Origin of the sequence: Moorena sp. SIO2C4 (genome assembly GCF_010672485.1) — a bacterium.
GTDB lineage: Bacteria > Cyanobacteriota > Cyanobacteriia > Cyanobacteriales > Coleofasciculaceae > Moorena > Moorena producens.
Genome location: NZ_JAAHGN010000103.1, coordinates 1 through 11,622, shown reverse-complemented (window position 1 = coordinate 11,622; position 11,622 = coordinate 1). Strand labels below are relative to the sequence as shown.

The following is an 11,622-nucleotide window of genomic DNA, read 5'->3' as shown; positions in this document are numbered from 1 at the left end:
GTTCGGTAATCCGTTTAATAGTGCCCCCCTTACCAGCTGCATCACGTCCTTCAAACACAATCACAATGCGGGTACCAGTATGCTTAGTCCAGTATTGCATTTTCACCAGTTCCAATTGTAGACGGGCAAGCTCCTTTTCATAAATTTTCCTGGGAAGTTTAGAGCTGCCTTCTGCCTCAGAAATGTGGTAGAACACTTTTCGTTCTGAATTTGGGAGATTGGCCTTCTTTTGTTTCTTAAGTTTTTTCTTATTTAATTTTTTCTTATTTAATTTTTTCTTATCTTTCTTTTTACTATCTGCTGCTAGTAGATGCTTCTTTTTGCTCGCCCGTTGGGACTGATCCCCATTCATAGATTTATTTTTCATTGCTATACAACCCTGTATTTGTATTGAGCTTGATGTAGGGTGGGCAGTGGATCAGGCAGATTAACCAAGCTGGTCATCAGGTGGCTAGGCACTGCCCACCCTAGGATTAATATGCTGGATAAACTTAGTGCGATCGCAACTCTAGTTGATGTAGATGTAGGGTGGGCAGTGGATTAGGCAGATTCACTAAGCTGGCCATCAGGTGGCTAGGCACTGCCCACCCTAGGATTAATATGCTGGATAAACTTAGTGCGATCGCAACTCTAGTTGATGTAGATGTAAGGTGGGCAGTGGATTAGGCAGATTCACCAAGTTGCCCATCAGGTGGCTAGGCACTGCCCACCTTACTGAGATGTAGTTGGTAAGATGTAGGGTGGGCAGTGGATCAGGCAGATTCACGAAGCTGCCCATAGGGTTGGTAGGCACTGCCCACCCTACGATTAATCACTTTTTTACAAATATAAGATACACCCAATTAGTGCGATCGCAACTCTAGATCGCCTTGGCAAAGTTCGCTGGATCTTGGTCACGTCGGTGACGGATGGGAATAGCAGAACCTTGACCATTTCCTACTAAAGAGGCAGTTTTTTCCAGAGACTCTCTGAGCCTCTTAGCAGCATAGATAGACATATCCCGAGGAACACTAATTCTATCGCGCAAATATCGCAGAGCAGGATCTGAACCCAAGGGTGGCATACAGGTTTCCCCGGTAATCATGTGTGTCAAGGCACAACGCAGGGCTGGATCAAACAAGGTCTCGTCGGCGGGGTTAACTCGAATGATATTGGTGCGGTGTTTAAGCACTCGTTGGAGAGCTTCAGTACGGGAAGTTTCCGGTTCTGGGTAAGTTACATCCGGTAGCCCTTCCCAAGGACCATTGTCCACCCGTGCCTGATTGATTAACGTCTGGGGTTTATCGTTTGGCCAGCAGCCCCCCATCTGGGGAGGCAAATCATGGACATGGGTGTGGAAGTCGCTCTGGGTGCCACGATAGGTAGGTCGGGTTTCCATGGCCTCAAACCAAGCTGCCAATCGAGGATTTTCTTCCCTCAAAGAATAGCCTTTGTAGTAATAAAGACTGGCATTCATGCGTTCGACATAAGGCATGAAAATCACATCAACAGTACCGAACTGATCCAAACAGTAAGGACCCGGAGTGGAGCTTAGGGCATTTTCCACCATCTCCACCACTTTAACAAATTGGTCTTGGTGATTTTGTTCTTCTTTAGATGAACGTGTAGGATAGCACAACCAAGTACACCAAGCTCTAAACAGAAGTCTCTCCAACTGCCGTAGGTTGATGACAGCGGGGTCTTTCATGCTTTGTTCTAAGGGTTTAAAAACCCGTTCTAATCCGATTAAAATGTCATCACTTTCGGTAATCAAGTTACCATCTAGCTCTAGAGCTGGTAGCATCCCCGATGGCACTTTCTGCTTGTACCAACTTTCTTTCTTACCATAACAAAACATGGTAACTTTTTTGATACGATAAGGAATCTGTTTTTCTTCCAACCATAGCCAAGTTTTCTGGCAGTAAGGGCACCAAGCGTGGTTATCGCGGTATAGGGTAACCCGAATATCAGATTCAGTAAAACCAAATAGGCGCAAACAGGATTGAGCGTTAGTAGCGCCATTAACGGTATCTATTTGAAAATCCGTCAGAGCTTCTAGTTCTTGCCAGCTTAGGGGGGCGATGCTCATGGGGGTTGGTTTAATTAAAGTTTGATACAAAAGATACTATCGCATATTTTGCTTAAGCTATCAGCTATTAGCTATCAGCTATCAGATATCAGCTATCAGCTATTGAATAAAATAAGCTGTTCGCGTAGCGTGAGCTTTTAGCTCACGGCTGACGGCTGACGGCTGACGGCTAACGGCTGACGCCTGATAGCTGACAGCTGAATGCTTAGAATCAAGACAGTGATAAACCTGAGCTTGGTAACCATCCACGGATATTAAATTATTAACAGAATTCTCAGCAGAACAATTAGGTAACTCTTCAACTGTTGCGTTAAAATTCACCAACCATACATCTAGGGTACTTGACAAATTAGCAACAGTCTTTTTAAGAGTGATAGCAGCCGGACAATTGGTCTGCTGGCACTGAATTTGGTCTTGATGTGCCAATATAAATTGGGGATTTACTGAAGATAGTTTTTGCTCAGCCTTCTGTTGGAATTCCCAAGCCAGTCCCATCATTTCACCAGTCTGTACCAAGGTGTTGTGAGTAGTAGCAATTAGTATCGGTACTGATGACTTTTGTTCGATTATCGGTACCAATAAATCTGGACGATAGTATTTTTGATAGCCTAGATTGCTGACTACGGTAATACTACTCAAAAACCCCATTAACAAAACTAGCGCTATAGTTTTCGGTTTCCCATGGCTACTATTGTCAGTGGGATTGGCTGTTGAAGGGTGACGCTTACTCACGGCTAGGGCGGTTGCTACTAATACAATCACAGCAGGGAAGTAAACGAAACTATACCGAGCACCACGGGTGAGGTCGGTACCAAGGCAGTAAGTAATACCAAAAAATAATGCGATCGCACTAATCAAGAAACTCCCTAAAACCGTTGTGACCAAAGCAGTCTGAGGGTGATTTAGTTGTATTTTTAGATAGCGATAGAGAATCGGAAGCAACCAGATTAGAAACAGCAACATCACCAAACCCGAAGCAATGACCACTATCAGGGAAGATGACTCTACGGGCAATAGCGATAACATGGTGATCCAAGCAGCGATAGCTTGAAAAATTGGCTTGCACCAAGCCCAACTCCCTTCACTGCTACTGATAATCCATTCAGTCATCTGAGCATCGTAACTCGATAGCCACACTGGTAACCAAACTAATCCTCCCATAGCACTACCTGCCGCAACTGCACCAATGCGCCGGATGGGAGAGGGTCGAGAAGGAGAAATTTTGGCTAATCCCCAAAGTCCTAATAAAACCATGGCCTCAGCACAGAGGGTCAGGATAAAAAAATAGTGGGTTGCTATACCTAAACAATTAACCACTACCCAAGACAGGGATATCCAAATCGGTAGAACAGTATGGCGTTGAAGATGTTGTACAGCAATAACTAAGCAGCACAGGGATGCCATTACCCACAAAATAGCTAAGGTGTAATGACGGGCTTCCTGGGCTAGAAAGACACCGTAGGGAGACACAGCCATAATTGCTGCTGCTAGTTGAGCGACTAACCGGGAACGAAACCCTACCCAGCTCAGTCCATAGATTACGGGAATTGATACTATACCGAACAGGGCGGGAAGCGATCGCATTCCCCAAATTACTAAGTCGCTATCCTGTAAGGATGTTCCATCAAACGCCTGTACACCGAAGGAGAATAGCCTCATCCACCAGTTCGCGAGGACAAAGTATAGAGGAGGGTGGTGATCCTCAGTGAATAAATGATGAATAACTGCTGATGCTCCCGATTCTGGATTAAATGCCAGTGGTTGTAACAGGGTAGAGAGGGAAATGGCTTGGTCTAGGGGTAAGGTTTGATAACTATTGCCCAAGCTGAACACGATTGTGGCAAATTCATCAGTCCAGGGAGACTTCAGGGTTAGGTTAGTGAAGCGTAAAACACTGCCAATAGCAATCCAAAACAATAGCAACAGGGGGTGGAACCAGAGACTTCTCAGGAAAATTTTCAACAATAGTAACCTCAATCAGCAAAGGAGCACACTTGCCAATGGAATGGAAATAGATGACAGACAAAATATATGGAAACAGGGGGTTTTAGCCCCTAAGTTATTTTCACCTTCCGGCTACACCATGGAGGTGTTCAACTGCGATCACTGCGATCATTGTAGATTTACTGAATGTAGGTTTACTGAATATGCCTGTGATTACCACTAGTATTGATACTATTCTCAACCGTGCCTTAGGGGGTGTTGATATATCACCCGATCAAGGGGTTGTGCTTTTGAAGCAAACTGAACCTCAGGCCGTAGCGTCAATTCAAGAAACTGCGGATCGGTTGCGCTATAAACAAGTTGGGGATACGGTTACCTATGTTATCAACCGTAATATCAACTTTACCAATATCTGTACCCAGCACTGTAGTTTCTGTGCTTTTCGGCGGGATGCCTCTGAAGAGGGTGCTTATTGGCTCGATTGGCAGCAAATTCATGAAAAGGCAGCGGATGCGGTGCGGCGGGATGCTACAGAAATTTGCATGCAGGGCGGACTCAACCCCAAGGCAAAGATGAATGGGTCAACCTTGCCCTATTACCTAGGGTTGGTAAAAACCATTAAGCAAGACTTTCCTCAGCTGCATCTCCATGCTTTCTCTCCCCAGGAAGTGCAATTTATTGCTGAGCAAGATGGACTTAGCTATGCCGAGGTAATTGCTCAACTACAAGAGGCTGGTCTTGGTTCAATGCCAGGAACAGCAGCAGAGATTTTAGATGATGATGTCCGACGTATTCTCTGTCCAGAAAAGACCAATACCGCCACTTGGCTAGAGATTGTGTCAACAGCTCATCAATTGGGAATGCCCACAACCAGTACTATGCTCTCGGGTCATATTGAGACACCCCAACAACAAGTGGCACACTTGGAAAAATTGCGATCGCTTCAACAAAAAGCCTGTAACCAGGGATACCCTGGCTTAATCACTGAATTTATCTTACTGCCCTTTGTCGGACAGGAAGCCCCCAAACCATTACGCCATCGGGTTGGACGGGATCAACCGGTATTGAAAGATGCTCTGTTACTCACAGCTGTAGCTCGGATTTTCCTAGGGAACTGGATTAAAAATCACCAACCCAGTTGGGTAAAACTCGGTCTTGCTGGGGCGACAGATGCCCTTAAATGGGGTTGTAATGATATTGGTGGCACATTAATGGAGGAGCATATCACCACCATGGCCGGAGCTATGGGGGGTACCTGTATGGAAGTAGAAACATTACAAGCAGCCATTCAATCCATTGGCCGTCCCTATCAGCAACGAGATACGATTTACAGCTAAGATCAAGTCCAGTTAATCACTTCTAATCTGGTTGATACCATACCTGTTAATTGGTAATTTGTAATTGATAATTAGTAATTAGTAATTGGTAATTAGTAATTGGTAATTTACGAACAACCAATTGTAATCACATTCAACGGTCACACAGAGATATAACCTTTTATCTTTATGTCCCTAGCAATCAAATCCATGACCAAAAAAAAGAAATCTTTTCTACTGCTAATTTTTGCAGCAGCCGTCTTGGTAGTAGGCGGTGGAGTAACCGCTTACTGGTTGCTAGTTCGGCGGCAGATTTTCAAACCAAATATTCAGGTAAGTACCCAGTTAGTTCCCCAAAATGCCTTTTTTACTGCATCAATTTCTACAGACTCCAAACAATGGCAACAGTTGCTAAACTATGGCACAACTGAATCTCGACAAGTTTTGGAAAAACAGCTTGCTCAGTTGCAGGAAAATTTACTAACTGCTAACGGCTACAACTATCAGCAAGATATCAAACCTTGGTTGGGTGAAGACGTTACCTTAGCATACTTTAGCCCTAGAGACTTATCACCAGCAGTTTTATCAAACGATCAATCAGTGTTTCCCAGTTTGATTGTACTACCCATTGACAAACTAACCCAAGCAATGGAGCTGTTCAAAAAAGCCAAGTCTCAATCAGGGAAACAGTGGGTTGAGAGAACCTACAGAGGTATTCAGGTTTACGAAACGAACAAGAGTAACTCCCAAAAGTCCTCAGTAGCAGTGCTAGGGCGTTTTCTAGTAGTCAGTGAAAACCCCAAAATTATTGATCAGGTGATTGACACCTACAAAGGAGCTATTTCCTTAGCTAGTAAGTCTGGGTACCAAGATGCGATCGCTGAGATTAAAGCTGATCAGTCCTTTGCTCAGTTGTATATTAATCTGCCAACTTTTTTAGGCGCACTAACCGCTGATTCCCAGGAGCAGGCTCAAAAAACAGCAGCTAAACCCTTAAAGCAAGACATAGTCACAACAGTAACCCTAGCACCAGAGGGGATAAGTTTTGAAGGGATTTCCTCGGTCAAACCCAGAAGCACTGTGAAGGCCAGTAACGACACTAGCGGTTCTTTTTTGCCTAGACGGATGCCAGCGAGTACCCTAGCCATTATATCTGGGGGTAACATCAGACAATTTTGGCAATACTATACCGAACAAGGAGCATTAAATACTTTAATGCCCATTTCCCCAGACAATTTCCAAGCTGGATTGAAAACCACCTTAGGCTTGGATTGGGAAAAGGATTTACTATCTTGGATGGAAGGGGAGTTTGCTCTAGCCTTAATACCAATGTCTCCCGAACAACTGGCGCTTCAGGATAACCCTTACTCTGCTCCCTTAGGAGCTGGGATAGCATTAATGGTAAAAGTAAGCGATCGCTCTAGTGCTCAAGCAACCCTACAGCAATTGGATGACTTAATCACCAATAGTTATCAGTTACCGGTAGTAGAAACTCAGGTAAACGGTCAACCAATGGTTAGCTGGACAGCCACTCTAGGAGGGGTGAATGCTACCCACGGTTGGTTAGAAGGGAATGTAGTCTTCTTCACCCTAGGAGCCCCCATTGCTAGTGAACTAGTCCCTCAACCCCAAAAGACACTAATTCAAGCACCTCTGTTTCAAAACACCGTACCAACCAAACCTAATCCCAACACTGGTCAATTTTTCCTTGATGTTGAGCGCACCCTCAATAGCAGTAATCTCAATCTCGCTCAACTACCAAGCCAGCAAGAAACCTTAGCAAAGGCAATTAATACCATCGGCTTAACGGTTGCCAAAATCGACCCCAATCGTACCCGCTTTCAACTTTTTGTTCAGCTGAAAAAAGAGCCTCAACCCAGTAAAGCTGCTGAAACTAAGAAGGGAGATAATCAGCAAAAACCCTAGAGACGTTATTAGGTAAGCATTCAGCCGTCAGTGGTCAGGGGTCAGCGGTCAGCGGTCAGGGGTCAGCCTAATGCATTAGGCTGACGTAACTCAGATTAAACAAATGGTTACCTGTTTTATTCACAAAAGCTGATAGCTGATAGCTGATAGCTGATTGCTGATAGCTGATTGCTGATAGCTGATTGCTGATAGCTGATAGCTGATTGCTGATAGCTGATAGCTGATAGCTGATAGCTGATTGCTGATAGCTGATTGCTGATAGCTTAATAGCACTAGCCATGAGGCTTTCACTAATCCCTAAAGCCTCATGCCTAACACTTAACACCTTGATTTAACTCTCAAAAGTACATTGACCGAGTACTAGTTTATGCCATCGATACAGCACCAGATTTACCAGCAGCTTCCTTAAGGATTTCTGCTTTATCAGTTTCTTCCCAAGGCAGAATCAAATCGGTACGCCCGAAATGACCATAAGCTGCCGTGTCTTGATAGAAACGACCACCCCGTTCTGCGGGTAATCGGCGCAGATTGAAAGTTTGGATGATTCCAGCAGGACGCAGTTCAAAATAGTTGTTGACCAATTCCAGCAAAATCTCCTCGTCCACTTTACCAGTGCCAAAGGTTTCTACAAGGATACTCACGGGTCTAGCCACCCCAATCGCGTAACTGAGCTGGACTTCGCATTTGTCTGCTAAACCTGCTGCCACAATGTTCTTAGCTGCATAGCGACAGGCATAGGCAGCGGAACGGTCTACCTTAGTGGGGTCTTTGCCAGAGAAAGCACCACCACCATGGCGAGAGTAACCGCCATAGGTGTCTACAATAATTTTGCGACCAGTTAAACCTGCATCACCTTGGGGACCACCAATCACAAATTTTCCTGTGGGGTTCACCAGGAAGCGTGTGTTGTTATCCGGCTTAATCTCAATATCTTGGAAACAGGGTTCCACCACTGCTGACCACAAGTCATCTTTAATTTTTGCCTGGACAGCTACCTCATCGGTAATATCACCAATAGTGGCATCGTGTTGGGTGGAAACCAGAATCGTGTCAATCCCAACCGGTTTGCCATCTTCATAAGCCACACTGACCTGGGTTTTGCCATCAGGACGCAGGTAAGGTAAATCACCAGTTTTACGTACAGCTGCCAGACGGCGAGAAACCCGATGAGCCAAACTGATTGGCATAGGCATCAGTTCTGGGGTTTCGTTGCAGGCAAAGCCAAACATCAGACCTTGGTCCCCTGCACCGATGGCATCTAGTTCATCGTCACTCATTTCCTCGCGACTTTCCTGGGCAGCAGTCACCCCTTGGGAAATGTCAGGGGATTGTTCATCAAGAGCAACTAAAACAGAGCAACTGTTGGCAGAGAAACCATTGTCAGCATCAGTGTAACCGATTTCAGCAATTTTCTTCCGCGCCAAATCAATCAAATTGACCTGGGCTTGGGAGGTAATTTCACCAGTAATCAATACCAAACCGGTGTTAACGACCACTTCAGCCGCAACACGGCTTTGGTGATCTTGAGCGAGCATAGCATCTAGGATAGTGTCAGAAATCTGATCACAGACTTTGTCAGGATGACCTTCGGTAACTGATTCAGAGGTAAATAAATAGCGACGAGACAATTATCAATTCTCCTTTAACTATTACTGAACCTGTATAGCATAGATCATTTTGAGTTGCTTGAACTCGCCACTATTAAAATTTTAAACTATTATTGTAGCATTTTTAATAAAATAATGGTAAATAAATGCTGAAAAAAAATCCTGAATTAAATCCTTAATCCTTTGTCAGGAGGATTTGACGAGTAAATAGTCAAAAAGTATAGTTTTTTTGACTATTTACCTATTTTTCAATTGATGAATCATGAAATTCCATAATCCGAGCAACGTTTTATCCTATCGCTCTGGTTCTTATGAAATTTTTAACATTTCACCCTTTGTGGTATTTTTCCGCTTGGCAAGGGTAATGATTCAGCTATCAGCAGTCAGCTATAAGCTAATCACCAGATTTCTGAACAAGCTAGGATGCACCCCATCTGTTACATCCCTTCTTGATGCAGTCGCTCATGGGGGGAACCCCCAAGACCGCGCTGCATCGCTTACCAATGCCTTGCCATTAAGTTTTATTTAGAATCCCCTAAAACCTCCTTTAAAGCACTCAAAACTTGCTCCACATTCTCTCGCTGAGAGTTATAACCCATTAAACCAATGCGCCAGACTTTACCAGCTAATTCACCCAAGCCGCCACCAATTTCCATGTTGTAATCATCCAGCAGTTTGCGGGTAACTGCCTTGCCATCCACCCCGTCTGGTATCCGAACCGTGGTCAGGGTAGGCAAACGAAATTCTTGCTCCACGTGACATTCTAGACCCAAATCAGCCAAACCTTCCCAAAGCAATTCAGCATTAGTTTGATGCCGTTCCCAACAAGCGGTTAGTCCTTCTTCAGCAACCAATCGCAACGCTTCGCGCAAGGCATAATTCATATTAATTGGAGCTGTGTGGTGGTAGGTGCGCTCGTCACCCCAATATTTGCTCAACATCGATACATCCAAATACCAATTAGCGACTTGGGTACGACGCTGGTTGAGTTTTTCGAGGGCACGAGCTCCCATAGTGAAAGGAGAAATGCCTGGTGGACAGCTAAGCCCTTTTTGGGAGCAACTATAGGCCAGATCAATCCCCCATTCATCAATAAACAGTGGCACCCCACCTAAACTGGTGACTGTGTCAACCAGCAGCAAGCAATTGAAATCTCGGCACAACTCAGCCACACCTTCAAGGGGCTGACGGGCACCGGTTGACGTTTCAGCATGAACCAAAGCCAAGACAGCAGGACGATGGGTTTCCAAGCCTTCTCGGAGTTCATCAAGGGTAAAGACTTGCCCCCAAGGCTTGATTAGTTTACGGACATCAGCACCATAACGACCAGCCATATCCACAAGTCGGTGTCCAAAGTAACCGTTTACCCCAACTAAAACCACATCACCTGGTTCTACTGCATTGGCTAGAGTAGCTTCCATTGCCGCACTACCTGTGCCACTCATGGGAATGGTCATCGGGTTATCAGTTTGCCAAGCGTAGCGGAGTAAGGTTTGCACTTCGTTCATCAGTGCGATAAAACGGGGATCCAGGTGACCAACTGGGGGCATTCCCAACGCTTTTAATATGGAAGGATGGGCATTAGATGGCCCAGGTCCGAGTAACAGCGTCGGAGGCATATCTATATCGGTCACGGAGACGCGATTATTATCTTTGATTGATGGGGTTGAGGTCATTTATTATTTATAAGTGTTTGGTAAAGTAAGAGTTAACCAAAATAAATAATAACCCGAAGGTGGCTATCCCCGTATTCTAGGAAGTAAGGCGGAACAGCAAAGAGGCTTCAGCCTCAAGCACAGAGGAGATTAAAGAGGTCAACAAAACCGGGTGTATCTCATATTTGTCAAAAAAAGGGAAGTGTGGGAAGTGTGGGGCGCGGGGAGTGTGGGGCGCGGGGAGTGTGGGAATTCTCGCGCGAATTTTTGCTTAATTTCATCCATTGAGATGCACCCAACAAAACCTAATCTGCTTGGATATCGGCAAAGATGCCAATGGCAATGGTGAGGTAAGCAGTTAAGCTGTTATATATTTTTAATACACAACAGTTTGCCAAAGATGTGATGCTCAAAAAAAAGTAATTTTAATGTATTTTGTTGAGCTATAAAGCAAATGCATCTAAATTATGAAACCTTTATCCACTAAAAAAATCAATAACACTAAATTAATAAAGCAACAAATTAATAAAAATATAAACACGTTGAAACCCTTATACCTGGGTGAGCCCGTTGGCAGGTTAGCCGGTTGGCAGATTGCAGGAAACAACCTTCAACGGATGAACCTTCAACCTTCAACGGATGAACCTTCAACCTTCAACGGATGAACCTTTAACCGCAAAGTAGGCTAGAAAAGAAAAAGATTCGCGATCTGCACGCTTTAAGCGATGGACTGCGTCCCGCTTTCAGCGATGGACTTCATCCCGCTTTCAGCGATCGCATGTTTGGCAAGCATATAGATTCAGGATAAATACTGTGGTTTTTAAGATTGCTTTATTAGGATTAGGGACCGTTGGTACAGGAACAGCAAAGATTTTACTCGACACAGCTGGACGTAACCCACTACTGCAAGGGATAGAAATTGCCAAGGTAGGAGTGCGATCGCTTGATAAGCCCAGAGAAGTGCAACTACCACTGGAGTTGATGACAACGGACCTAGAAGAAATTGTCACCAACCCAGAGATAGATATTGTAGTAGAGCTACTGGGAGGATTAGAACCAGCGCGATCGCTTATGCTCAAAGCGATTGCCCAAGGTAAACATATTGA

Annotated in this window: 11 protein-coding genes and 2 pseudogenes; 6 read left to right on the top strand and 7 right to left on the bottom strand. The window is 44.7% G+C overall.

Annotation, left to right across the window (positions count from 1 at the left end; all coding sequences use genetic code 11):
• Positions 1 to 367, bottom strand: a pseudogene (locus F6K20_RS08320) (polyphosphate kinase 2); the annotation flags it as partial.
• Positions 368 to 406: 39 nt separating this feature from the next.
• Between F6K20_RS08320 and F6K20_RS08315 the strand changes: the two are divergent.
• On the top strand, positions 407 to 544 hold the full coding sequence (locus F6K20_RS08315) for a hypothetical protein (protein ID WP_009148895.1): 138 nt from the start codon (positions 407 to 409) through the stop codon (positions 542 to 544).
• Positions 545 to 613: 69 nt separating this feature from the next.
• On the opposite strand, the gene F6K20_RS08310 is transcribed toward F6K20_RS08315, so the two are convergent.
• The 3 genes from F6K20_RS08310 to F6K20_RS08300 all read right to left on the bottom strand — a co-directional run bounded on the left by F6K20_RS08310 (position 614) and on the right by F6K20_RS08300 (position 4,030).
• The gene (locus tag F6K20_RS08310; protein ID WP_131827118.1) at positions 614 to 793 is read right to left on the bottom strand and encodes a hypothetical protein; all 180 of its coding nucleotides are present in this window, start codon (positions 791 to 793) and stop codon (positions 614 to 616) included.
• Positions 794 to 859: 66 nt separating this feature from the next.
• Positions 860 to 2,068: a glutathione S-transferase family protein gene (locus F6K20_RS08305; RefSeq protein WP_287294405.1), complete on the bottom strand. Its 1,209-nt coding sequence runs from the start codon at positions 2,066 to 2,068 to the stop codon at positions 860 to 862.
• Between the two features lie 99 nt (positions 2,069 to 2,167).
• The gene (locus tag F6K20_RS08300; RefSeq protein WP_287265440.1) at positions 2,168 to 4,030 is read right to left on the bottom strand and encodes a glycosyltransferase family 39 protein; all 1,863 of its coding nucleotides are present in this window, start codon (positions 4,028 to 4,030) and stop codon (positions 2,168 to 2,170) included.
• A gap of 185 nt (positions 4,031 to 4,215) precedes the next feature.
• On the opposite strand from F6K20_RS08300, the gene cofH reads away from it, so the two are divergent.
• Together cofH and F6K20_RS08290 are read left to right on the top strand one after the other, a co-directional pair.
• Positions 4,216 to 5,349, top strand: a complete 1,134-nt coding sequence (gene cofH, locus F6K20_RS08295; protein ID WP_009148889.1) for a 7,8-didemethyl-8-hydroxy-5-deazariboflavin synthase subunit CofH — start codon at positions 4,216 to 4,218, stop codon at positions 5,347 to 5,349.
• A 189-nt stretch (positions 5,350 to 5,538) separates the two neighbouring features.
• Positions 5,539 to 7,254: a DUF3352 domain-containing protein gene (locus F6K20_RS08290; protein WP_287294403.1), complete on the top strand. Its 1,716-nt coding sequence runs from the start codon at positions 5,539 to 5,541 to the stop codon at positions 7,252 to 7,254.
• Positions 7,255 to 7,321: 67 nt separating this feature from the next.
• Here F6K20_RS08290 and F6K20_RS08285 read toward each other — a convergent pair whose 3' ends face one another.
• Both F6K20_RS08285 and metK read right to left on the bottom strand, forming a co-directional pair.
• Positions 7,322 to 7,579 carry a hypothetical protein gene (locus tag F6K20_RS08285; RefSeq protein ID WP_287294401.1) on the bottom strand — a complete coding sequence of 86 codons (258 nt, stop codon included), beginning with the start codon at positions 7,577 to 7,579 and terminating at the stop codon, positions 7,322 to 7,324.
• 40 nt (positions 7,580 to 7,619) lie between these two features.
• Positions 7,620 to 8,882, bottom strand: a complete 1,263-nt coding sequence (gene metK, locus F6K20_RS08280; RefSeq protein WP_287294398.1) for a methionine adenosyltransferase — start codon at positions 8,880 to 8,882, stop codon at positions 7,620 to 7,622.
• A 241-nt stretch (positions 8,883 to 9,123) separates the two neighbouring features.
• Here metK and F6K20_RS08275 point away from each other — a divergent pair, with 241 nt between their 5' ends.
• Positions 9,124 to 9,390 (top strand): hypothetical protein, encoded by a 267-nt coding sequence (locus F6K20_RS08275; RefSeq protein WP_287294396.1) that lies wholly within the window; start codon positions 9,124 to 9,126, stop codon positions 9,388 to 9,390.
• Here the strand turns inward: F6K20_RS08275 and F6K20_RS08270 are convergent.
• A complete protein-coding gene (locus tag F6K20_RS08270) occupies positions 9,383 to 10,537 on the bottom strand; it encodes a pyridoxal-phosphate-dependent aminotransferase family protein (protein ID WP_287294394.1) in 1,155 nt (384 codons plus the stop codon). The genes F6K20_RS08275 and F6K20_RS08270 overlap by 8 nt on opposite strands.
• A 521-nt stretch (positions 10,538 to 11,058) precedes the next feature.
• On the opposite strand from F6K20_RS08270, the gene F6K20_RS08265 reads away from it, so the two are divergent.
• On the top strand, positions 11,059 to 11,181 hold the full coding sequence (locus F6K20_RS08265) for a hypothetical protein (protein WP_267872074.1): 123 nt from the start codon (positions 11,059 to 11,061) through the stop codon (positions 11,179 to 11,181).
• A 148-nt stretch (positions 11,182 to 11,329) separates the two neighbouring features.
• A pseudogene (locus F6K20_RS08260) lies at positions 11,330 to 11,622 on the top strand (homoserine dehydrogenase); the annotation flags it as partial.

Coding starts and splice junctions, on each gene's coding strand:
- F6K20_RS08305 (WP_287294405.1), bottom strand. CDS start 2,068: ATGAGCATCGCCCCCCTAAGCTGGCAAGAACTAGAAGCTCTGACGGAT.
- cofH (WP_009148889.1), top strand. CDS start 4,216: ATGCCTGTGATTACCACTAGTATTGATACTATTCTCAACCGTGCCTTA.
- F6K20_RS08290 (WP_287294403.1), top strand. CDS start 5,539: ATGACCAAAAAAAAGAAATCTTTTCTACTGCTAATTTTTGCAGCAGCC.
- F6K20_RS08275 (WP_287294396.1), top strand. CDS start 9,124: ATGAAATTCCATAATCCGAGCAACGTTTTATCCTATCGCTCTGGTTCT.
- F6K20_RS08270 (WP_287294394.1), bottom strand. CDS start 10,537: ATGACCTCAACCCCATCAATCAAAGATAATAATCGCGTCTCCGTGACC.